Raw genomic sequence first — 21,922 nt, 5'->3', positions numbered from 1 at the left:
GGAGAGTTACTTGGCAGCAGCATCGACAGCGTTATCGCTGTCTAACTTGCGCGGCACCAATACGCGCAAGGCCGCCGGTCGGATACGATATTGCAACGGTGTCTCCATGACATTGACTTCGCCATCGGTCGCCACCCGCAGATGCCTGTGATGCGTTTCAATCAGGATTTCCTTGGTACACACCACGTCAAAATCTTTCTCCTGTCGTATGCGTCCGAGTAGCGCGCTAAGCGCCAGCCGCAGCATGCCGAATCGCCCGGTACGGTGGCTGACATACAGGCTTAATTGCCCGGCATTCAGGCATGCACGCGCGCCGATGTTGAATCCTTCCATGAGATATTCATTGTTGCCGATAAAAACGAATGCGGTGCGGCGCAGATGTTGTTCCCCATCCATGCTCAGGCGCACATGTAAAAACGGAAAGCGGCGCAGCGCCATCATGCATGCCCAGCAAAATGCCAGCCATTTGCCCCTGCCGAGGCGCTGTTGCTGTTTCTCCCGTTCTCTGACGATGTCGGGATAAAGACCCAGGCTGGAATTGTTGATGAAAACCTTGCCGTTGACTTCCCCGGTATCGACCTGGATTGTGTGGCCGGCGGCGATGTGCTGTATCGCTTGGTCCAGTTCCAGCGGAATGCCGAGATCCTTGGCGAAGTGGTTCAAGGTGCCAAGCGGCAGGACGCCCAACGCACTGCCGGTGTCGACCAACAATGAAGCCACCGCATTGATGGTGCCGTCGCCGCCGCCGGCAACGACAATCGGTGCGCCGGCGGCTACCGCACGTTGCACCGTCGTTACAATTTCGTCCCCACTTTTGGCGAGCGTGATGTGCGCTTCGAGTCCGCAGGCGCGAAATTTTGCCGCGAGCGTATCCGCCCATTCGCTGGTATGGCCGTTGCCGGCTGCGGCGTTGATGACGACCGTGATGTTATTCATAAGAGTTGCCAGCGTTGCCGGCGCGAGAAGATTCTGCGCGATGCTTGCGCCAGCTGGTAGTAACGGTCAGGCAGAGCGCAAGCCAGGCAACGCCTTCGACGGTGGCGGCCAGCACATCGCTCAGATAATGCACGCCCAGATACATCCGGCTCAAGCCGACCAAGGCCACCATCATTGCCGCCACCGTCATCACGACGACGGCAATGCGCCAGCGCCACGGCTTCGAATGGCAGATCAGATACGCGGCCAGCACGCCGTAAAGCAGGGTGGTGGACGCGGTGTGTCCGCTTGGAAAGCTGTAGGTGGATAGCGTAAGCAGCGGTTGATCGAAGACTGGCCGCGTCCGCTGAAACACCTGCTTCATGAAAACATTCAAAAGCATGCCGCCCGGCACGGTAACAAGCAGCGTCACCAGCCAGTGCCAATCCTTTTTTCGGACCAGAAATAGTCCCATCAATACAACATAAGAAAGAATTGCTACCGTGCCATGCAAATGGGTGAAAACCAGCATGCAGCGCGTCAACCACGGTGTCGCATGAGAATGCAGCCAATGGGCGAGCCGTACATCCACCAGCGTGATCGCATGGGCTGTATCGGCTGTGACCATATTTTGCGCGATGCTGGCGAACATCCAGCTGGCGGCGATCAAGCAAAAAACGCCGATCGTCAAATGCAGCCCGAGATATCCCTCAGTGGAGAAACGACGGTGCAGAAATTTTTTAAATAATGTGAATTGTTGCGGCAGCATAATAGGTGAAGGTTGGAAAGTATTCGGTTGCGCATATTTTGACAGTGCGAAAAAGTCCTGCATCTCTCGTCTGACGCCAAGCCATGCAATTGCTGATGTCTGCCAGTATTTCATGGAGTATTTTTTATAAATCCAATAAATGTATGCGTACAATGCCATGAAAATAGTGATACATACCCTACTATTTTTAAGAAGTACATTGTTTGCGAAATCTTCCGCATCTTTCGGAGGCAATGGATAACGCCAGTTAATAATACGCTCGACGGCTCTGCGCGCACTACTGAATCAACCCCGGCTTTACCCGCAATTTAAGAATTAGTGTGGATCAATAATGCTATGTGGAAACGTCAGGGTTCGATAGGAGCGCCGAGCGTCAGCGCAGCAAGACAAGAAAGGTAATCGGCTTCGTTCACGCGCTGCGCATCCTCTATTCAAACGCTATTTTTACAATGAAAAGGTATCTCAACATGGTTGAAGTTGTTGAAGCAAATCTCGCGTTACCGCAACACGCTGACGCACTCATTGCGTTAATGAGCGATTACTCTCTTGACCCGATGGGTGGTGGCCATGCGCTTGCAGATCTTGTAAAAACCAACTTGGCGGCGGAGCTTCGCAGAAGAGAAACAGCACATGTGATTCTTGCTTTTGTGGATGGCGTGCCGGCCGGACTCATTGTGTGTTTTGAAGGATTTTCGACATTTTCTTGCAAACCCTTGCTGAACATTCACGACGTTATTGTTGCGCAGAAGCATCGAGAACATGGCGTATGTAAGCGCATGCTCCAACAAGCGGAAGCCATCGCTCTCAAGCTTGGCTGTTGCAAGCTGACGTTAGAGGTGCTGGAAGGAAACCATCCAGCACAAGCAGCCTACAGAGCTTTTGGCTTCGCTAGCTATGCATTAGATCCTAAGATGGGGAAAGCCATGTTCTGGCAAAAGAAGCTGGATTGCTAAACATTACTTAAAAAGCAATTGTGTATTCTGTGTCGAAGTCCAGCTTGCCTGCTTGCGTAAACAATATGTTTTTTACGTGGGATAGATTTTGGGCGGCATGTTGTACCAAGTCGATTTCATGCTCTGATCATCCTGCTGGTGGATATTGCTTTTCATGCAGTTCATAAATTTGGTATTGTTCGCTGTCGGTCGGAGTGCTTGTACGAAGACCGCTAAACAGCTTGGTTGTCAAATTTGAAAATTTATGGAAGTTTGATTGCACATTAATCCAGCGCGCAATCAAGGTTAGAACTGCATGCAATTTTGCCGGCAGTTGAAATAGTCCACTTACAAGGAAGGCATCAATGAAACTTAAGCATCTCATCGCCATACTCGGCCTGTCGTTCGCGGTCTCGGTGCAGGCGGCCGACATGAAAGAATTGCGCGTTGGTCAGGACCCGACTTACGAGCCGTTCGAATACAAGACGCCGGATGGCAAGCTGGTGGGTTTTGAAGTCGATATCGCGAACGCCTTGTGTGCTGAAATGAAAATGAAATGCGTGTTTGTCGACCAAGCCTGGGAAGGCATCATTCCTTCATTGATGGCCAAGAAATACGACGTGATCATTTCCTCGATGTCAATGACCGACGAGCGCAAAAAAGCGGTCCTTTTCTCCGACAAAATCTACAACACGCCTTCGCGCGTGATCGCCAAGCGCGGCAGCGGCATCAATGGCACGCCGGCATCGCTGAAAGGCAAGAAAATCGGCGTGCTCAAGGGCTCCACTCAGGAAGCCTACGCCAATAAGGTCTTTGCCAAGGCCGGCGCCACGGTGGTGGGTTACGGCAATACCCAGGATTCATATCTGGACATGGCATCCGGCCGTCTCGACGCGCTGGTTGCCGACATCGTTGAGGTCAAGGCAGGTCTACTCACCAAGCCCGAAGGCAAGCCGTTTGAACTGGTCGGCGCCGATCTGGATGATCCGACCTTCAAAGTCGGCACTGGCGCCGCCTTGCGCAAGCAGGACACCAAGCTCAGGGACCGGATCAACGTCGCCATCAAGGCGATTCGCGCCAACGGTGCTTACAAGAAAATTGCCGATAAGTACTTCGACTTTGATGTGTACGGCAAGTAATCAGCAGCGAACTTGATTGTCTGACAGCGAACCGGATGCAGAACGGCATCACCGGTTCGCTGTCCGCGCAGATGACGAATGTTGCGCCGGTCAACTCGCCCGCAGGCGATGTGCGGTAAGACTATTGAAATTATTTTTATCCCATCAGAGTGAATCCTCCCATCTTGCAATACAATTCGCGCCCTGAATCGACAAAATTCCTTTCGATGAATTTGAAATTTTCTGTCGTTATTTCAAAAGATTATCCGGGGTGAGCTTCGTATAATTTAAACTCAATAGCACTGCTGAATAGGCTCCCGGCCCAATTTCAAGAAGACGGTGCATCGGCGCCTTGGTTGCGCCAATCCGTGGCGCCATCAAGGTTAAGGCTGCATGCATCCCTGCACACAGTTGGAATAATCCACATATCAGGAGGGACATCAATGAAACTGAAGCATCTTTTCGCCATCAAGGCGATTCGCGCCAACGGTGCTTACAAGAAAATTGCCGATAAGTACTTCGATTTCGATGTCTACGGCAAGCAAGCAGCTAAGTAAATGGGCAAGTAAGCGTACAAGTAATCTGTAACGCACTGCAATCCGATGTCTGCCACTTGCCATTTGCCGGCACTGGCGTGCATCGGGTTTTTGAATTCGACACCTATTGAGTGGATGACTTATGTTTCATGGATACACCGGGCATATTTTGCGCGGTTTTGCGACAACGCTTGAACTTGCGCTACTTTCTTTGTTTATTGCCACACTGATCGGCTTGGTCGGCGCGCTGATGGCTACTTCGGAACACCGTTTTTTGCGCGAATTCACGCGTATCTATGCGGTTGTGATCCGCGGCATTCCGGATTTGCTGTTGATGCTGATGTTGTTTTACGGCGGTCAGATCGCCATGAACAATTTTCTGGAGTGGCTGGGTCTGGACATGCAGCTTCAACTCAACCAATTTACCGCGGGCGTCATTACGCTGGGTTTCATCTATGGCGCCTATTTCATGGAAACGTTTCGGGGCGCTTTGCTGGCCGTGCCGCGCGGCCAGGTCGAGGCCGGGCGCGCTTTCGGCATGACCCCGTTCAAGGTCAATACGCACATCCTGTTTCCGCAGATGGTGCGTTTCGCGCTGCCCGGGTTTACTAATAACTGGCTGGTATTGTCCAAGGCAACGGCCCTGGTTTCGGTTATCGGTCTGCAGGATGTCATGTATCGCGCCAAGGAAGCCGGCGCCGGTTCGCGCCAACCTTTCACCTGGCTGCTGTTTGCCGGCCTGCTGTATTTATTGATCACGTCGGTCTCGCTCTACTTGTTGCGACGGGTTGAGCGCAAGTATTCGGTTGGCGTGCGTTACGGGAGTCACGTGTGAATTTCGAGGCGATACTGACACCGGAGACTTTTTATCTGTATCTCGGTGGTTTTTGGATGACGGTGAAACTGACGTTTTCCTGCGTTTTTCTCGGTTTCCTGATCTCGATACCGATGGCGGTTGCGCGTAATTCACGCATCAAGGCGATCAGCAAGACGATATGGGCGTTCACTTATGTGGTGCGCGGCACGCCGTTATTGCTGCAGATGTATTTGATTTATTACGGCTTGTCGCAGTTCGAGGCGGTGCGCGACAGTTTTGCCTGGGCTGCGTTGTCGGAACCGATGTTTTGTGCGGTTGCCGCATTGACCATCAATACCGTCGGGTATACCACCGAAATTTTTGCCGGCGCAATACGCAGCCTGCCGTATGGCGAAATCGAGGCCGCCAATGCCTACGGCATGAGCCACTGGACCAATCTGCGCCGCATCATTTTGCCGGCCGCACTGCGCACCAGCCTGCCGACGTACTCGAATGAAGTCATCATGATGCTGCACTCCACCTCGCTGGTCAGCACGATTACGCTGCTCGACCTGACCGGTGCCGCCAGCCGCATCTATTCGACCTATTACCTGCCGTTCGAAGCCTTCATGGTGGCCGCGGTGGTGTACATGATGCTGACCTATATCCTGGTGCGCGGCTTCCGTTATGCCGAATGGCGCTATTTGGCCCACCAACGTCCACAAGAGGTGAAATGATGCGCATGGATCAACACCCGCTGCCGACCGGCAGCGCTAATTGCCAATACAGCCTGAGCAGTTTCCATTACGGACAGCCGGGCGCCAAAAAAGTTTACCTGCAAGCCAGCCTGCACGCCGATGAATTGCCCGGGATGCTGGTGCTGCATCATTTGCGCCCGATGCTGGAGCAGGCCGAAGCCGAAGGCCGCCTGCAGTGCGAAATCGTGGTGGTGCCGGTGGCGAATCCGATTGGCCTGGGGCAAACCTTCATGCACGACCAGATGGGCCGCTTTGATTTCGCCAGCGGAACCAACTTCAACCGCAGTTTTCTGGATTTGTCGGAACCGCTGATTGCCTTGCTGGCAGATTCCCTGAGCGACGATGCGCAGCGCAACATCCAGCTGATCCGCGCCGGCATGCGGCAATTGCTGGACGCTGCAGAGTGCCGCACGCCGCTCGACGGCATGCGCATAGCGTTGATGCGTCTGGCGCACGACGCCGATATCGTGCTGGACCTGCATTGCGATTGCGAAGCTGTGCTGCATATCTACGCGTCGTCGGATCATGTCGCCGAGGCGGAGTTGCTCGGCCGTCACCTGGGCGCGCGCGTGATTCTGATTGCGGACGCGATTGGCGGTGCTTGTTTCGATGAAATGCTGTTCAAGCCGTGGTTGCGCTTGCGCGAGCATTTTGGCGCGCAGTTTCCGGTGCCGCAGTCCTGTTTTGCCAGCACGGTCGAATTGCGCGGCGAGCAAGATGTATCGCATCAGCTCGCCAGCGCCGATGCGCAGGGCATTTACCATTATTTGTGCAGTAGCGGCATGATTGTCGACGGGACTTCGGACGTGGCTGCGCCGGCGGCAGTCTGTGCGCCGACGCCGTTGACGGGTTCGATGACCGCTTATGCTGCCGAGTCGGGCGTGATTTCTTATGTCGCCTGCCCGGGAGACGTGTTGAAATCGGGCGACGTGATTTGCGACATCGTCGATCCGCTCTCCGGGCACGCGTATGCAGTGGTCAGCCCGGTTGACGGCGTGATGTATTCGCGGGTGATATTTCGCTATGCCACGCGCGGCATGGAGCTGGCCAAGATTGCCGGCAAGTTAGAAAAGCGCAGCGGTGGTGATTTGCTCGGACCCTGATATTGAATGTGCGTTCAGCGCACATTCAGTCATATGAAAAAATATTGGGAGTATGTGCAAATATGTCGATATTTGCGCATGATTTGATTGACTCGTGTAAAAATACACCAATAGGTATTTTTCAACATCAGTTTAGGAACCAGAATGCCCCAGTTAGTTGTTGAGAATCTTCACAAGTGTTACGGCCAGAACGAGGTCCTCAAGGGCATCTCGGTCGAGGCACAAAAAGGTGATGTGATCAGCATCATCGGTGCCTCGGGTTCCGGTAAAAGCACTTTTTTGCGCTGCATCAATCTGCTCGAAAAGCCGACCGAAGGCCGCATCATCGTCAATGGCAATGAACTCAGGCTGGTGCGCCAGAAAAGCGGCGATCTCGATTGCCCCGACGCCCGGCAATTGCAGCTGGTGCGCTCCAAGCTGGCGATGGTGTTCCAGCATTTCAACTTGTGGTCGCACATGACCGTGCTGGAAAACATCATGGAAGCGCCGATTCACGTGCTCGGAATCTCCAAAAAAGAGGCGATGGAACGCGCCCGGCATTATCTGGCCAAGGTCGGGGTCGAAGGGCGCGAGGATTCTTATCCCGCACATCTGTCGGGCGGCCAGCAGCAGCGGGTGGCGATTGCCCGCGCGCTGGCGATGGAGCCGGACGTGATGCTGTTCGATGAGCCGACTTCCGCGCTCGACCCCGAGCTGGTGGTCGAAGTGTTGCGCGTGATGCAGAATCTGGCCAAGGAAGGCCGCACCATGATGGTGGTCACGCACGAGATGGAGTTTGCCCGCAGCGTTTCCAACAAGGTGATTTTCGTGCATCAGGGCGTGATCGAAGAGCAGGGTGATCCGCGCACCGTGCTATCCAACCCGCAAAGCGCACGGCTGCAAAAATTTCTGTCTGGCGCGTTGAAGTAATTCTGTTTTGCAATCCCGTAGTGCCGGCACGCAGGCTTGCACTGCCGAATGGCGTAAGCGCCGTGCGCGGCTCCAGGATTTTTCCGGTTTCATTCGACCTCGACCAAATGCGCTCTGCTGATGCTTTCGCCATCTTCGGGGCGCAGCGTCCAGAATGTCAGAGATGACAATACCGTCAGTCCACCCAAAGTCAGAAACGTGTAATGCAGCGCCTGGGTCACGGCCAACTGGTCGGTCTGCGGCAGCCCCGCCAGATACCAGCCGGTGATCAGCGAGCCGCAGGCCAGCCCGAAGCTCATCGACATCTGTTGCAGCGAACTGGCAATGGTGCTGGCCATGCTGGAGTCGGGGCCGTCGATGTCGGCATACGCCATTGAATTTATGCTGGAAAATTGCAGCGAATTGAACAGGCCCTGCGCCAGTCCCAGCAGCACGATCAAGGCAATCGGGCTGGCCGAATTAACCAGCGAGAACAAACATATGGTGAGCCCGATCAGGACCGTATTCACAATCAGCACGTGACGGTAGCCGAAACGCCCCAGTACCTTGGCCGAGATCAGCTTCATTCCCATTGCGGCAGCGGCGGTCGGCATCATCAGCAAGCCCGATTGCCAGGCAGGCAAACCCAGGCCGAGCTGATACAGCAGCGGCAACAGAAACGGCAGTCCGCCCAAGCCGAGGCGCGTGATAAAACCGCCCATCACCGAGACCCGAAAGGTGCGCACCCGAAACAACTCCAGGCGCAGCAGCGGATACGGCATCTGGCGCGCATGCCAGACGTAAGCAGCCAGCAGGCTGATGGCGAGCAGCAGCAAAATAGCTTCTGAGGTGACATCGATCGTATGTTCGCCGAATATTTCCAGCAGCCAGGAAAGCAGCGCGGTGCCGCTACCGAACAACACCAGCCCGATCAAGTCCAGCGGACGTGGCGTCTCGCCGCGATAATCCGGCATATAGCGATGGATCAGGAATTGCGCCACCAGGCCGACCGGCACATTGACAAAGAAAATTTCGCGCCACGACAGCCAGTGCACGATCAGCCCGCCCACCGTAGGCCCAAGCAGCGGTCCGATCAGCGCCGGTATCACGACAAAGTTCATGGCTGTTAGCAGTTGCGATTTGGGAAAGGTGCGCACAATCGCGAGCCGTCCCACCGGCATCATCATGGCCGCGCCGATGCCTTGCAAAATGCGCGCGGCCACCAGCATCGGCACATTGATCGCCAGACCGCACAGAATCGAGGACGCGGTGAAAACCGCGACCGCAGTGCTGAACACCCGCCGGGTGCCGAACCGGTCAGCCATCCAGCCGCTGATCGGAATGCAGACCGCCAGGGCCAGGATATAACTGGTAACCACTGCCTTCAGACTGAGGGGCGTTACATGCAAACTCGCCGCCATCGCCGGCACTGCAGTATTGACGATGGTGGAATCGAGTTGTTCCATGAACAAGGCGGTGGCGACAACCCAGGGCAGGTAGCTCTTGACGGTGGGGTTGTTCATCTGCCGGCGTGTTTTGATTTGTTTATGTAAGTGGGGTGATGCGTGGAATGATGCGTGGAGTTATGCGCGGAGCCCGGCGCCACTTTTCGCCCAGGAAAAAACAGGCGTCGCCAGAGCATCATTCTAAGACGTTCGGCGCATTCCTTCATGCTGTCGAGCTTTGTCGCTTGATATCGCTGCAGGTAACTGCCGCACTGCTATAAATTGATGTCGCGTAGCTGGAAGCAGCCCGTTGCGGCTTGGCGCACACTAGGCAAATCGTATCCGGGAGACCCCATGAAAAATAATGTACCGACAGCAACCGCGCCAGCCATTTCCGATTCAGTACGCGCATTGGCGGCTGCGGATTTTAGCGCCATCGCGCAGGTTTTTTCTGCGGCGGGTTTTGCGGTCAGCCAGCCGGGGCAGGGCATGCTGCAGATTGTCTGCGAGACCGCACAGACCGCGCGGATGTCGGTGCTGCTGTCGGTCGGCATCCACGGCGATGAAACCGGGCCGATTGAAATGCTGGCGCACTTGCTGGACGAACTGGCTGCAGCGCCGCAGCAACTGGCGGTGGATTTGATGATAGTGGTGGGAAATCCGGACGCCATCGCGCAGCAGCGGCGCTTTATCGAGGCCGATCTGAACCGCCTGTTCAGCGCTAAGCGCGGTGCCTTGCAGTCGGTCACTGAGGCGGCGCGGGCCGACGCCATCATGCACGCTACCGCAGCATTTTTTGCCCGGCCCGCCGCGACAAAATGGCATCTGGATTTGCACACCGCGATCCGGCCTTCGCACTATCCGACCTTCGCGATCGTGCCAGAGTCGGCTGCCGAGGCAGGAAAGCAAACTTTGCCATTGCCTTCCTCCTTAGCTTTAACCCACTGGCTGGCGCATGCCGGCGTCGAGGCCGAGGTGTTCAGTCCCCAATCGGCCAGCACCTACAGCTCGTACAGCGCGCGCGAGTGCGCGACGGTCAGCGCCACGGTCGAGCTGGGGCAGATCGGCGTGCTGGGCCAGAATGACGCCAGCCTGCTGGCGCAGCCGCAAGCGGCGCTGGCGGCGCTGTTGCGTGCCGATCCGCAAGTCTTGAGCGCGTCGGCCGCGTCCCGTTTGCCGCGGCGGTTCAGGGTGGCACAGGAAATCATCAAGCGCAGCGCCGACTTTCGCATGGGATGCGATCGCAACACGCACAATTTCACGCCGATGCGGCAAGGGGAGATTATCGCCAGCGACGGCGAGACGGTGTACCGGGTCCAGCAGGCGCAGGAATACATCGTGTTTCCGAATCCGGATGTCAGGGTCGGACTGCGCGCCGGGTTGATGCTGGTGCGCCAAGATTGATGCCTGGACTTAAACCGAAAGATTTAAGAGGCTTTTATTTCTAAGGAATCCTTATTCCCGATGGCGGACCCAGTCGGCAAACGCCTCGTCTTCGAACTGATAGCGGCCCCGGTCCATCCGAGTAACAATATTTTTGTCGGCTAACCTGCGCAGAGCGTTTTGCGGCGTGGCGGCGGTAACCGGCTTCTCCAGTCCGAGACGCGTACCTATGCGCCCGCGGGCCTCACTGCCCTGCAAGTCGGTGGCGCCTTCCGCAATCATTGTCAGCAAGGCCTGGTCGGCCGGCAGCAGTTCGTCCCATTGTTTTTCAAATCCCATATCGTTGAAGACATGCGCCTTGGTGAAGTCCAATGCACCTTGCGCGCCTTCAAACGGATTCGTCAGATACCGGTCGAGATACAGCCGGAAGAACAGCGGGGTCTGCCTGAGCGCATCAAATGCGCTCAACGCATCGGCCAAAGGCAATGGAGTGCGCGCTATGCTGGCTACCTTCTCGACCATTGCCGCCACAAACTCTGCTCCAAGCAGCTGAAATGGCTCAAGCGCGGCCCAATTGTAGAATGGCTCCGACGCGCGGCCGAACATCCGGCGCAAGGTGGCTTCAGAACTGCCGGCAAACAATACCTTGATGCGCTCCTTGCGAATATCCAGCGCGGCGCGAAGTGCGTGCGCAAAGATAGTGTTTTCCGCGTTGGCGAGTACCTGGGCTTCGTCGATGATGAGAATCAGCGGGGTTTTAGTCTTGTCGAAGGCCGCCATCACGTCCATCAACAAAGTACCGGTCAGTCGGTCTTTATCAGCAAGTTCCGCCTCGATGCCCGCCTCTGCAAAGCCGGCTACTTTCCCGGAAGCCTTGATTTTCTTCAACGGGGTCTTGAGGCGCTCCCACGCTTTGGCAAAGCTCTTGGGCTCAATCGCTTTGTGCAGCGCGGAAACCAAGGCTGTGGCAGGATCGTCCTTCAAATCCCAAAGGTTGACGTAGACGCACGCATACCCTTTGGCCTGGGCCGACGGGATGAAATCCTGCATCAGAAATTCAGTCTTCCCCATGCGGCGCCTGGCGAATAATCCGCGTGCGCAGGACAGTCCGAGTTCAAAGGACGCCAGGTACGCTTGCGCCAGTTCGGGACGGGGGAAGTGCCAGTGAGGAGAAGATGTCTGCATAAGTATTTAGAATAATTATCGTATTTACCGATAAGTATTTTATCTACTGATGCGTACTAATGCAAGATTTGCGCAGCGAAGAATCCCCGTCTTTGCGGGGGCGACGGGGATTCTTCCGCAGGATACTTACGTATTAGCGACGCGCTCAGTCAGCCTTGATTGCTTCCACTTCGATTGCCAGTTTCACTTCCGGCGCGAACCCCATCGCTACACCGTAGTTGATGCCGAAATCGGCGCGGCTAAAGGTGGCACTGGCGTCGGCGCCGCAGACTTCGCGTTTCAGCATCGGATGCTGGATGCATTTGAACTTGTTGATGGTCAGTGCCACCGGTTTGGTGATGCCGTGCAGCGTCAGCGTGCCTTCTACTGCCACCGGCTGGTCGCCTTCAAACTTAATCGAGGTGCTTTTGTAAACGGCGGTCGGGAATTTGGCAACGTCGAACATTTCGTCCGACTTTGCATGTTTGTTCAGTTTGGCGTGGCCGAAGTCGAGCGAGTCGGTATCGATGGAGATGTTGATGGCGCCGGTTTTGGCAGCGCGATCGAGCGTAACAGTGCCGCTGCTCTTGGTGAACTTGCCGCGTAATATCGAGAGGCCGCCCATGTGGTCGGCTTCGAAGCTTGGGTAAGTATGGCTAGGGTCGATATTGTAAGTGGTTGCAAAAGCAGAAACGGTGCTGGCAGCAAGCAGGATGGCGACGAAATATTTCATGAATTGATTCCTTTTAGAGTGAGATAAATATGAAAGTGATAGAGCGATTGCATTATTCCGCTGAAACAACGTGGAATTTGATGACGACTTCATCGGCGACCATGCTGGTGTCCGACCATTCGCCTTCGCCGATGTTGTAGGTCAGTCGTTTGATCGGCAGCGCACCCTCGAAAACCTGATGCACACCTTCTTTTTTGATCGTCAGCGGGAAACTGACATTGGCGCTTTTACCCTTGATGGTGAGCTTGCCGCTGACTTCGAGCTTGCCGGCAGCGAGCGATTTCATGCCGCTGGAGACGAAGCTGGCTTTCGGATACTGGGCCGCGTTGAACCAGTCCTTCTTCAGCGCTTCCCGGTTCATTTCCTTGTCGCCCAGGTCAAAACTGTTGGTGTCGATCTCCACCGTGGCTTTTGAGGTTTCAGGCTTGGCTGGATTGAAATCGATTTTCGCATTGAATTTGCGGAATTTGGCTTCGACCGGCACGTTCATTTGCTTGAAAACTGCGCTGACAGTGCTTTTGGCCGGATCGGCCTTCAGCAATGCGCTGGCGATATTGGGCAACGCCAGCGCGCTGACGAGCAGCATCAGGGCAATCGCGGTATTGCGTTTGACGGGTTTAACTTGCATGGGTAATCCTTGTCTAGAAAATGTTTGCGGCAGAAGTTACGACAGAGTTACGGCAAAATGCGCTTGAAAATGCCATCGCGGTCGATGAAATGGTGTTTCAGTGCGGCCAGAATATGCAGGCCGACTGCAGCCAGCAATGTCATGTTGAGCGCAAAGTGGATGGCTTTGAGCAACACTTTGAGTTCCGGGTCGGGCGCGATCAGCACAGGCAGCGGCACCAGGCCCAGATACACCACCGGAACGCCGGCCGCCAGACTGTAAAAATATCCCGATAGCGGGATGGCGAACATCAACACGTACAGCAAGCCGTGCAAGCCGCTGGCGGCTTTTTGCTGCCATGCCGCCATGCTGGCCGGATAAGTCGGGGCCGCATGGGTCAGGCGCCATAGCAGGCGCAGGCAAACTAAACCCAATATAGTTACGCCCAGCCATTTATGCCACGAAAAATATTTCAATTTGGTAGGCGTGATGCCGGGAATGTCGGTCATCGTGACGCCCAGCGCAAAGGAGCAAATGATCAGCAGCGCCACCAGCCAGTGCAGCAACATCGCTGTTTTTGTGTATCGTTGCATAAGTGTGTAAATTGTTCGGATTAGGACGAATATAACAAAAAAAATGTAATGCTGCTTGCCACGGCTACATTGTCAGGGCAGGTTTGGAACCTGCCCTGACGCAAAATTAAATCTTGCGCGCCAGTGCCGCCGCAATGCCGATGTAATTGGCTGGCGTCATCACCAGCAGCAAATCTTTGGCCTGCTGCGGAATCGCCAGGCCGGCGATGAATTCGCGCAACGCCTCTTTCGAAATGCCCTTGCCGCGCGTGAGTTCCTTCAGTTGCTCATACGGGTTTTCGATGCCGTAGCGGCGCATCACGGTTTGCACCGGTTCGGCCAGCACTTCCCAGGTGGCGTCGAGGTCTTCGGCCAGCCGGGCCGGATTGACTTCCAGCTTGTTCAGTCCACGCAGGCAGCTGTCATACGCCAGCAGCGTGTAGCCGAAAGCGACGCCGATGTTGCGCAGCACGGTCGAATCGGTCAGGTCGCGCTGCCAGCGCGAGATCGGCAATTTTTCCGACAAATGCTTGAGTAACGCGTTGGCCAAACCGAGATTGCCTTCGGAATTTTCGAAGTCGATCGGATTGACCTTGTGCGGCATGGTGCTGGAGCCGATTTCGCCGGCCTTGGTGCTTTGTTTGAAATAGCCTTGCGAGATATAGCCCCACAAGTCGCGATTGAGGTCGAGCAAAATCGTGTTGGCGCGCGCGAAGGCGTCGAACAATTCGGCCATGTAATCGTGCGGCTCGATCTGGATCGTGTACGGATTGAATGTCAGCCCCAGCCGCTGCTCGATCACATTTTTCGAAAAAGTTTCCCAATCGGCGTCGGGATAGGCCGCCAAATGGGCGTTGTAATTGCCGACTGCGCCATTCATCTTGCCCAGAATCTGGATCGCCGCAATACGTTGTTGAGCGCGCTGCAGGCGCGCCACCACGTTGGCGATTTCCTTGCCGAGCGTGGTCGGGCTGGCCGGCTGGCCGTGGGTGCGCGCCAGCATGGCGACTTCGGCGTGGCTGTGCGCCAGCGTGGTCAGCTTGGCGACCAAGTCTTCTAGCGCCGGCAGCATCACTTCGTCGCGGGCGGCTTTCAGCATCATCCCGTGCGACGTATTGTTGATGTCTTCCGAAGTGCAGGCGAAGTGGATGAATTCGGAAGCGGCCTTCAGTTCCGCCGTGATCGAGGCATCGATCGTGACCTGGCGCACCGGCAGATGTTCAAATCCTTTTTGGAGCGGCAGTCCGACCGACTCTTTCAGCCAATATTCGACCGCTTTCACGTCGTGGTTGGTGACGGCTTCGATGGCCTTGATCCGCGCCGCATCGGCTTCCGTGAATTCGGCCGCAATCTGGTCCAGGCGCGCACTGGCGCTGGCTGAAAATGGCTTGATTTCGGCGAAACCCGCCAGCGACAATGCTTGCAGCCAGGAGATTTCGACTTTGACGCGATGCCGCATGAAGCCGGCTTCGGACAGGATCGGACGCAGCGGATCGACTTTGGCAGCATAGCGGCCGTCAAGCGGAGAAAGAGCGGAGAGCGGGGACAGTGACATGATAGGGAAGTGTGATGTAGATGAATGAAAGCCCAGTTTAGCGCATGCGTCGGGGGCGGAAACCAGCGAAAACCGGATTTTACCATCCGTGCGCGGGCCCCCAATGGGCGGCCTGGCGAGCGGCGAAACCGCCGGGCACCAATGATATACTGCAGCCATCCTTTTAAAATAAAGCGCTTATGAAACTGATCGGTTCACTCGCTAGCCCTTATGTACGCAAAGTCCGGGTCGTGTTTGCGGAAAAGAAACTCGACTACGTATTCGTATTGGAGGATGTATGGGCCGCTGACACGACGATTGCAGAGTCCAATCCGCTGGGCAAAGTGCCGGCGCTGCTGATGGATGATGGCAGCGTGCTATTCGATTCGCGCGTGATCGTCGAGTATCTGGATACCTTGACGCCGGTGGGCAAGCTGATCCCGGTCGGCGGCCGCGAGCGTTCCAGCGTCAAATGCTGGGAAGCACTGGCCGACGGCGTGCTGGACGCTGCGGTTTCGATGCGGCTGGAAAAAATCCAGCGTCCCGAGTCGCAGCAAAGTGAGGTCTGGATTGCGCGCCAGATGAGCAAGGTCCAGGCCGGCCTGAAGAAATTGTCCGCCGACTTGGGCGAGAAGCCGTTTTGCACCGGCAACCAGTACACGCTGGCCGATATCGCAATCGGCTGCACGCTGGGCTGGCTGTCGTTCCGCTTCCCGGAAATCCAGTGGCGCGAGGATTACCACAACTTGCAACGCCTGTTCGAGAAATTGTCGGAGCGGCCCTCTTTCAAGGATACCGCGCCGCAATAAGCTACTGACAAAACGCGCAACTATCAGCAGTAAAAAAGGCGAAAGACATTAAAATGTCTTTCGCCTTTTATTTTACATAGGTATGTATATTTAAGTGCCGCTTTATATATATGCGGTAAATGCTATGCTTTACAACATACCCCCTAATTAATTGTTAATTTACAATTAAATTATTGCATCCTCTCAAATTCCTTTGATCTGCCTCCAGCTTGCATTCTATCGTCGCAATGCGATGCCCAATAGTGCGTTGTGCTGGTTAAACATTGAGGGCTGGCAAGCGAATCGTTCCGAATCTCCCCATCCTGCGGCTGACATTTCTCGAAGATGCTTAAATGCACCGCCAGTCATCGCCCATCAAATCCGACATGAAAAAAGTTGCCATTTTTTCATTATTTGCATGCGGAAAATCAAACTCTGAAGCGTTAAACGGTAGCAATATTGCGGCTAAGACAGAAGGAATAGTTGCTTGAAAAGTTCAAGCACACACCTTCCTCAATGCGTCTTGAAGAATATATTTGTATTGAGCATTATTTTTTAATACGCCTCGAAGTTGAAAACCTCGTGACGTGCCACGCACTAACTCTATAGAGCTGGAGAACGTGCACCCAATCATTCTTAATGACCGCATTCCGAGACGAAAGTTCATATTGTTCAGCCGAACCAAAATATCATGACAAAAAAGACAAAATTACTTTTAATGATGGCGCTCGTTGCCTTTGACAATACGTCCACGGCAAACGCGGCACCTGTTGTCGCGATGCAGGATGCAACTGCGCCGCCGGCCGAAAACGCTGTTCTTGCCACCGCCGTCATGCCGGTAGCCATGAGCGCTACTCCGGACTCGGCCTTGGCTCTATCCAAAGCCGGCAAGTACGAGGACGCGGTTGCAATGATCAAGACGATTCAAAGTTCGAGTCCGAAATTGCTCGCTGGTCATTTGGCGCGCGGCAGGATCGAATGGGATCATGGCGATCTGGTGGCGACATTCAATGCCTATGATCAGGCCCTCGCGCTCGAACCGGAAAATGGGACGGCACGCGAAGGTCGGTTGCTCGCACTGTCACGGCTCGGTTCGCCTACCAGCGCGCTCGCCGAAGCCAGGCAGTATCCGAACATCAGTGCAGAAATCGTTCAACGTCTATACGAAGATGAAACCGCGCTCGCAATCCGATGGAGCGAAAAAGTGTATTACGCAAAATCGGGCGGGCAATACCCCAGCAGCGATAAGGCAATTACACTGGCCGAAGCAAACCTGAAGCGCTACCCAAATTCGGAGCGATCGCGCTTTGATCTGGTGCGCGCCTTAAACAACCGTCAACGCAGTGCCGACGCGATCGTTGTCTACGAGGCCCTGCAAAGCGACAAACTGGCGATCCCGGGGTACGTGCATGAAGCCGCCGGATCGGCATATTTCGCGGAAAAAAAGCCTGAGCTTTCGGCGCAAGCCTACCGTGCCGCAATCGCTGCCGAGGCGAATAGTGCGCCTGCCAATATCGGCCTGTTTTATGCATTAATGGCGCAAAATGATTACTCCGCAGCACAACAGCACATCGATGCTTATGTCGCGCAGCCGATGCTGCCGCCGGAAAAATTTGCCGCCACATCCGCCGCAATCTGGGAACGTGCATACGAAAATCGCCTAGACGTCGCGCAAAACCACTTTCTTGCGTTGCAGGAAGAATCGCCATCGAGCTTGGAACTGCACGCGGCACTCGGAAAAATATATTTGTGGCGCGGTTGGCCGCGCCGTGCGAAACAAGAACTCGATCTGGTCACGCAACAAGATCCGGACGAACGTCAGACCAATATTGCGTTGGTCGAGACCGACACAGTGCTCGGCGACTATCGTTCTGCGGGCGAGCGACTGGCGCAATTGCAGGTCGCCACGCCGGAGGATTCTGATATTAAAACCCTGCTGCGGGTCCAGGAGGTACGCAATTTTAATGAACTGACGATGTCGGTCAGCAGCACCCGCAGCAAGGAAAATGTCGGCAGTGGCCGGGGTTTGATTTTCGACACCAAAGTCCTGGGGGCACCGATCGGGTTTCAGACCAGGCCATTTGTCCATCAGTACTTCGAACGCGCGAACATCGATGATGTCACCGCCGACTACCGACGCCTCGGTGCCGGCGTGGAACATGCGATTGCAGGCGTGGGCGTAGTGGAAGCCGAGGTCCAGCAGGAATTTTTTCGCAACAAGAAGACCAGCATTGCGTTGAACGGCAGATTCGATTTGAACGACTATTGGCAACTCAGCGGCGGTTTGGACTCGAACCCCATTGACGTGCCGTTGCGCGCGCGTTTCGACGGCATCTCGGGCCGGCAGGCCCAAATCGCTGCGAGCTATCGCGCCAGTGAGCGATTAGCCGTCCAGGCCGGCTACTCTCAGCTGCATATGTCAGACCAGAATATCCGGCGTTCTGTATCGCTAGGCGGCACGGCAAATCTGATCCAGGGACCCTCTTATAAAGGCACGCTTGGACTCGATCTCTTCAGATCGACCAACAGCATTGCCAATGCCACCTATTTCAATCCCAAAAAAGATCGTTCCGTGCAGTTGTCATACACCAGCGAGTGGTTCAACTATCAACGGTATACCCGTTCGTTCGGGCAGCAGTTGGTGCTGGCGGTGGGCCGTTACGCCGAGGAAGGCTTTGCGACCGGCACGATAGGCAGCGTCAACTACGAACAGCAGGTGAATCTGAGCGACGTGCTGTCGCTGCGCTACGGTGCCGGATACGTCAGACGGCTATACAGCGGCGTGGCTTCGTCCGGCCCCGAGGCCAACTTGAGCTTTAACTGGAAATTCTAATGATAAATTTTATCTCCACTCAAATCAAAAATCGCAATCCATGGCAAGTATTCAGCGCCCTGATTAGCGTCGGCCTGCTATTGCTCGGCTTGTCCATCAATGCAAACGCCGCGCAGCCGCAGCCGTATTTGGTGCTGTGTTATCACTCGGTGCCTGCCAAATATAACGGCGACCCTGACGCGATCAGCGCAACCAATCTTGCCGAACAGCTTTCATGGCTACGGGATCGCGGCTACGTAGGAATCAGCATGAATGATGTGCTGGAGGCCAAAGCCGGGCGCAAGCCGCTGCCTGCGCTAAGTTTCATGCTCACCGTGGACGACGGCTATGAAGATTTCTATATCAACGCATTTCCGATATTGAAACTCTACAAGGTTCCTGCAGTGTTCGGCCTGGTAGGACGATGGATGGAGGAGAAGCGGTCTGCAGAAGATCAAAATTTAACCGACCCCTATTTTGCCAAGCAGCGCTTCGTCACTTGGGCGCAAGTCAATGAAATGGCGGATTCCGGATTGGTGGAAATGGCTTCGCACAGCTACGATCTGCATCATGGCATTCTCGCCAACCCGCAAAACAGCACGCAGCCGGCCGCGGTGACCCTGCAATACGATGCCGAAAAACAGCAATATGAAACGCCGCAGCAGCTTCGTTTGCGGATACGGGCAGACTTGCAAAAAAATTCCGCGCTGATTGCAAAACACACCGGGAAGTCGCCGCGCATCATGGTTTGGCCATACGGCGCGATGGACGGCATTGGGGCCGAGGAGGCCGCACGCGCCGGCATGCCGATCAATTTCACTTTGGCAGACGGGCTGGCCTCGACGGTGGATACGGAAGCGGTGGCGCGCACCTTGGTGGGCGAGGAGCTGACACTCAGCAGCTTTTCCTACACGGTTCAGCACGGACATTTGCCCAAGGGTAGCGATCCGATCCGCGCGATCAGGCTGAGTCTGGATCGTCTTTACGATATCGATCCGGTCAAGCAGGACGAGAATCTGGGCCGGGCCATGAATCAGATTGCGCGGCTCGGGATCAACAAGGTGCTGTTGCAAGCATTCGTGGCGCCGGCCCAGGACGGTACGGTCCGGGAAGCCTATTTTCCGAACTCGATTTTGCCCATGCGCTCCGATTTTCTCAATCGGGTTGCCTGGCAGCTGCGCACCCGATTGGCGGTTGACGTATTCATACGGATCGACTCGTCGAAATTTGCACGGGAAGAAAACGGCGCGCTGCATCGGCTGGATTTTTCAAATGCGCGGGACCGCGAGAATCTGCTCAAGCTCTATGGCGAGTTGGGCCTGAATACGAAGTTGCAAGGATTGATGTTCGATGGCACGCGAACCGACGCCGCGCAACTCGGCTTTAACGCCGCGCTGTTAAAACGCATGAACTACTACCCGACGCCTACGCTGTATTACACCGGGGACGGCGCCGTCGCGCCGGGCAACATTAAAGGGAAAACCACATCTGCCACGCCGGATGGGATCGATGTTCCGCTCACCATCGCCATGCCCGTCAACGCCGCTCCCGCCGAGCTTGAGGCATTCGTGCGCGATCTGACGCCCGACCAGGTTCATATCCTGACGTTTCCCGTAAAAGGCGCAAGCATCAAAGACCTGGAAAACATAGTTACAAAAATGCGTTTTTTCCAACATCGCGGCATCGCTGATTTTTTGCTCGACAGCGATGATTTTCTGGACGACCCCGTGAAGCTTGACCTGGTACGAAAAGCCGTCTCCCTAAACAACAACCCGCTTGTATTACTCGGAAAATAGCCAAAATGGAGAACTATCTGCAACATTCAGCCGTGCTGCAAGTCGCGTCGAGCTTCGTATTCTTTTATCCGCTGGTGATGACCCACGTTTGGCTGGCCGGCGCGCTGCTTTATTACTTCAAGTGGGAACGCAAGCAGCCAGCCAGCATCACGCTTGCGCACTATCCGCCGATTTCCATTTTGCTGCCCTGCCATAACGAAGGCGACAATGTCCAGGAGACGGTCGGATGGCTGCTGCAGCAAGACTATCCATCGTTTGAGATCATTGCGATCAATGACGGCAGCACAGACAACACAGGTGAGCTGCTGGATCAATTGTCCGCCCTGCATCCGAAGCTGAGGGTTGTGCATCTGGCGGCAAATCAGGGCAAGGCCATGGGCTTGCGCATGGGGGCGCTGTTGTCGGCCAATGAATACCTGGTCTGCATCGACGGCGATGCGCTGCTGGATATCCATGCATGCACCTGGATGATGTCGCATTTTGCCTACTCGCATGTCGGCGCCGTCACGGGCAATCCGCGCATTCGCAACCGCTCCACGTTGCTGGGAAAAATCCAGGTAGGGGAGTTCTCCAGCATCGTCGGCATCATCAAGCGCGCGCAACGGATTTACGGCAATATTTTTTCAGTCTCCGGCGTGGTGGCGGCATTTCGAAAGACTGCGCTGGCGGATGTAAATTTCTGGACTACCGACATGATTACGGAAGATGTCGATGTCACGTGGAAGCTGCAACGGGCGGGATGGGAAGTACGGTTTGAGCCGAACGCAAAATGCTGGATTCTGATGCCAGAGACTTTATCCGGACTGTGGAAGCAGCGTCTGCGTTGGGCGCAGGGCGGATCAGAAGTTTTTCTTCGCAACCTAAATGTATTCGCGCATTGGAATCAGCGTCACATGTGGCCGGTATTGCTCGAACTAGGGGTCAGTTTGACCTGGGTATACACCACCGCGTTCCTTGCACTGGCAGTCCTGATCATGCTGCTGACGGGACATGGGAGCGCCTTGCCGCACTGGTCGCTTCTTTTTTCGTCAAAAAATACCTTTTTCATTTTGGTGTTGATCTGTCTCACACAATTTGCCATAGGGTTTTATCTCGATAGCCGTTACGAAAAAAAATTATGGAAAATTTACCTTTGGATTATTTGGTACCCGTTTTTGTACTGGATCATGATTACCTGCGCAACATTTGTCGGATTCCCAAAAGCGTTATTCAAGAAAAATGGCCAACGGGCAGTATGGACCAGCCCAGACAGAGGATTTAAACCATGAAATCA

The 21,922-nt window shown here is 55.1% G+C and carries 19 protein-coding genes; 11 read left to right on the top strand and 8 right to left on the bottom strand.

Going from position 1 to position 21,922, the window contains the following annotated elements; genetic code table 11:
• Positions 1–6: 6 nt before the first annotated feature.
• Together FKCLFG_RS13740 and FKCLFG_RS13735 are read right to left on the bottom strand one after the other, a co-directional pair.
• Positions 7–936, bottom strand: coding sequence for a diacylglycerol/lipid kinase family protein (locus FKCLFG_RS13740; RefSeq protein WP_472613637.1), 930 nt, complete (start codon positions 934–936; stop codon positions 7–9).
• Positions 929–1,798 carry a phosphatase PAP2 family protein gene (locus tag FKCLFG_RS13735; RefSeq protein ID WP_472613636.1) on the bottom strand — a complete coding sequence of 290 codons (870 nt, stop codon included), beginning with the start codon at positions 1,796–1,798 and terminating at the stop codon, positions 929–931. The genes FKCLFG_RS13740 and FKCLFG_RS13735 overlap by 8 nt, the downstream gene beginning before the upstream one ends.
• A gap of 353 nt (positions 1,799–2,151) precedes the next feature.
• Here FKCLFG_RS13735 and FKCLFG_RS13730 point away from each other — a divergent pair, with 353 nt between their 5' ends.
• The 6 genes from FKCLFG_RS13730 to FKCLFG_RS13705 all read left to right on the top strand — a co-directional run bounded on the left by FKCLFG_RS13730 (position 2,152) and on the right by FKCLFG_RS13705 (position 7,836).
• Complete coding sequence (locus tag FKCLFG_RS13730; protein WP_472613635.1) at positions 2,152–2,637, top strand: GNAT family N-acetyltransferase; 486 nt, start codon at positions 2,152–2,154, stop codon at positions 2,635–2,637.
• A 344-nt stretch (positions 2,638–2,981) separates the two neighbouring features.
• Entirely contained in the window at positions 2,982–3,755 is a 774-nt protein-coding gene (locus tag FKCLFG_RS13725; protein WP_472613634.1) for an ABC transporter substrate-binding protein, read from the top strand.
• A gap of 657 nt (positions 3,756–4,412) precedes the next feature.
• Positions 4,413–5,105 carry an ABC transporter permease gene (locus FKCLFG_RS13720; protein ID WP_472613633.1) on the top strand — a complete coding sequence of 231 codons (693 nt, stop codon included), beginning with the start codon at positions 4,413–4,415 and terminating at the stop codon, positions 5,103–5,105.
• Entirely contained in the window at positions 5,102–5,803 is a 702-nt protein-coding gene (locus tag FKCLFG_RS13715; protein WP_472613632.1) for an ABC transporter permease, read from the top strand. The genes FKCLFG_RS13720 and FKCLFG_RS13715 overlap by 4 nt, the downstream gene beginning before the upstream one ends.
• Positions 5,803–6,927 carry a succinylglutamate desuccinylase/aspartoacylase family protein gene (locus FKCLFG_RS13710; protein ID WP_472613631.1) on the top strand — a complete coding sequence of 375 codons (1,125 nt, stop codon included), beginning with the start codon at positions 5,803–5,805 and terminating at the stop codon, positions 6,925–6,927. The genes FKCLFG_RS13715 and FKCLFG_RS13710 overlap by 1 nt, the downstream gene beginning before the upstream one ends.
• Positions 6,928–7,071: 144 nt before the next feature.
• Complete coding sequence (locus FKCLFG_RS13705; RefSeq protein ID WP_472613630.1) at positions 7,072–7,836, top strand: ABC transporter ATP-binding protein; 765 nt, start codon at positions 7,072–7,074, stop codon at positions 7,834–7,836.
• A gap of 89 nt (positions 7,837–7,925) precedes the next feature.
• On the opposite strand, the gene FKCLFG_RS13700 is transcribed toward FKCLFG_RS13705, so the two are convergent.
• On the bottom strand, positions 7,926–9,338 hold the full coding sequence (locus FKCLFG_RS13700) for a DHA2 family efflux MFS transporter permease subunit (RefSeq protein ID WP_472613629.1): 1,413 nt from the start codon (positions 9,336–9,338) through the stop codon (positions 7,926–7,928).
• A gap of 276 nt (positions 9,339–9,614) precedes the next feature.
• Here FKCLFG_RS13700 and FKCLFG_RS13695 point away from each other — a divergent pair, with 276 nt between their 5' ends.
• Positions 9,615–10,664 carry a succinylglutamate desuccinylase gene (locus FKCLFG_RS13695; protein WP_472613628.1) on the top strand — a complete coding sequence of 350 codons (1,050 nt, stop codon included), beginning with the start codon at positions 9,615–9,617 and terminating at the stop codon, positions 10,662–10,664.
• Between the two features lie 51 nt (positions 10,665–10,715).
• Here the strand turns inward: FKCLFG_RS13695 and FKCLFG_RS13690 are convergent, their stop codons facing one another.
• From FKCLFG_RS13690 to purB, 5 genes are all read right to left on the bottom strand, one after another.
• Positions 10,716–11,828: an ATP-binding protein gene (locus FKCLFG_RS13690; RefSeq protein WP_472613627.1), complete on the bottom strand. Its 1,113-nt coding sequence runs from the start codon at positions 11,826–11,828 to the stop codon at positions 10,716–10,718.
• 145 nt (positions 11,829–11,973) lie between these two features.
• Positions 11,974–12,540, bottom strand: coding sequence for a YceI family protein (locus FKCLFG_RS13685; RefSeq protein WP_472613626.1), 567 nt, complete (start codon positions 12,538–12,540; stop codon positions 11,974–11,976).
• A gap of 52 nt (positions 12,541–12,592) precedes the next feature.
• Positions 12,593–13,126, bottom strand: a complete 534-nt coding sequence (locus FKCLFG_RS13680) for a YceI family protein (RefSeq protein WP_472615866.1) — start codon at positions 13,124–13,126, stop codon at positions 12,593–12,595.
• A gap of 89 nt (positions 13,127–13,215) precedes the next feature.
• Positions 13,216–13,740 carry a cytochrome b gene (locus FKCLFG_RS13675; RefSeq protein WP_472613625.1) on the bottom strand — a complete coding sequence of 175 codons (525 nt, stop codon included), beginning with the start codon at positions 13,738–13,740 and terminating at the stop codon, positions 13,216–13,218.
• A gap of 106 nt (positions 13,741–13,846) precedes the next feature.
• Complete coding sequence (purB, locus tag FKCLFG_RS13670; RefSeq protein WP_472613624.1) at positions 13,847–15,274, bottom strand: adenylosuccinate lyase; 1,428 nt, start codon at positions 15,272–15,274, stop codon at positions 13,847–13,849.
• Between the two features lie 179 nt (positions 15,275–15,453).
• Here purB and FKCLFG_RS13665 point away from each other — a divergent pair, with 179 nt between their 5' ends.
• The 4 genes from FKCLFG_RS13665 to pgaC all read left to right on the top strand — a co-directional run bounded on the left by FKCLFG_RS13665 (position 15,454) and on the right by pgaC (position 21,917).
• Positions 15,454–16,062: a glutathione S-transferase N-terminal domain-containing protein gene (locus FKCLFG_RS13665; protein WP_472613623.1), complete on the top strand. Its 609-nt coding sequence runs from the start codon at positions 15,454–15,456 to the stop codon at positions 16,060–16,062.
• Positions 16,063–16,732: 670 nt separating this feature from the next.
• On the top strand, positions 16,733–18,874 hold the full coding sequence (gene pgaA, locus FKCLFG_RS13660; RefSeq protein ID WP_472613622.1) for a poly-beta-1,6 N-acetyl-D-glucosamine export porin PgaA: 2,142 nt from the start codon (positions 16,733–16,735) through the stop codon (positions 18,872–18,874).
• On the top strand, positions 18,874–20,649 hold the full coding sequence (gene pgaB, locus FKCLFG_RS13655; protein ID WP_472613621.1) for a poly-beta-1,6-N-acetyl-D-glucosamine N-deacetylase PgaB: 1,776 nt from the start codon (positions 18,874–18,876) through the stop codon (positions 20,647–20,649). Before pgaA ends, pgaB begins: the two co-directional genes overlap by 1 nt.
• A gap of 5 nt (positions 20,650–20,654) precedes the next feature.
• Positions 20,655–21,917: a poly-beta-1,6-N-acetyl-D-glucosamine synthase gene (gene pgaC / locus FKCLFG_RS13650; protein ID WP_472613620.1), complete on the top strand. Its 1,263-nt coding sequence runs from the start codon at positions 20,655–20,657 to the stop codon at positions 21,915–21,917.
• The last annotated feature ends 5 nt before the right edge of the window (positions 21,918–21,922 follow it).

It is taken from the genome of Gelidimonas denitrificans (assembly GCF_055694065.1).
This window is presented reverse-complemented; position numbering and strand designations above follow the sequence as displayed.

Coding starts and splice junctions, on each gene's coding strand:
- FKCLFG_RS13740 (WP_472613637.1), bottom strand. CDS start 936: ATGAATAACATCACGGTCGTCATCAACGCCGCAGCCGGCAACGGCCAT.
- FKCLFG_RS13735 (WP_472613636.1), bottom strand. CDS start 1,798: ATGAAATACTGGCAGACATCAGCAATTGCATGGCTTGGCGTCAGACGA.
- FKCLFG_RS13730 (WP_472613635.1), top strand. CDS start 2,152: ATGGTTGAAGTTGTTGAAGCAAATCTCGCGTTACCGCAACACGCTGAC.
- FKCLFG_RS13725 (WP_472613634.1), top strand. CDS start 2,982: ATGAAACTTAAGCATCTCATCGCCATACTCGGCCTGTCGTTCGCGGTC.
- FKCLFG_RS13720 (WP_472613633.1), top strand. CDS start 4,413: ATGTTTCATGGATACACCGGGCATATTTTGCGCGGTTTTGCGACAACG.
- FKCLFG_RS13710 (WP_472613631.1), top strand. CDS start 5,803: ATGCGCATGGATCAACACCCGCTGCCGACCGGCAGCGCTAATTGCCAA.
- FKCLFG_RS13705 (WP_472613630.1), top strand. CDS start 7,072: ATGCCCCAGTTAGTTGTTGAGAATCTTCACAAGTGTTACGGCCAGAAC.
- FKCLFG_RS13700 (WP_472613629.1), bottom strand. CDS start 9,338: ATGAACAACCCCACCGTCAAGAGCTACCTGCCCTGGGTTGTCGCCACC.
- FKCLFG_RS13695 (WP_472613628.1), top strand. CDS start 9,615: ATGAAAAATAATGTACCGACAGCAACCGCGCCAGCCATTTCCGATTCA.
- FKCLFG_RS13690 (WP_472613627.1), bottom strand. CDS start 11,828: ATGCAGACATCTTCTCCTCACTGGCACTTCCCCCGTCCCGAACTGGCG.
- FKCLFG_RS13685 (WP_472613626.1), bottom strand. CDS start 12,540: ATGAAATATTTCGTCGCCATCCTGCTTGCTGCCAGCACCGTTTCTGCT.
- FKCLFG_RS13680 (WP_472615866.1), bottom strand. CDS start 13,126: ATGCTGCTCGTCAGCGCGCTGGCGTTGCCCAATATCGCCAGCGCATTG.
- FKCLFG_RS13675 (WP_472613625.1), bottom strand. CDS start 13,740: ATGCAACGATACACAAAAACAGCGATGTTGCTGCACTGGCTGGTGGCG.
- purB (WP_472613624.1), bottom strand. CDS start 15,274: ATGTCACTGTCCCCGCTCTCCGCTCTTTCTCCGCTTGACGGCCGCTAT.
- FKCLFG_RS13665 (WP_472613623.1), top strand. CDS start 15,454: ATGAAACTGATCGGTTCACTCGCTAGCCCTTATGTACGCAAAGTCCGG.
- pgaA (WP_472613622.1), top strand. CDS start 16,733: ATGACAAAAAAGACAAAATTACTTTTAATGATGGCGCTCGTTGCCTTT.
- pgaB (WP_472613621.1), top strand. CDS start 18,874: ATGATAAATTTTATCTCCACTCAAATCAAAAATCGCAATCCATGGCAA.
- pgaC (WP_472613620.1), top strand. CDS start 20,655: ATGGAGAACTATCTGCAACATTCAGCCGTGCTGCAAGTCGCGTCGAGC.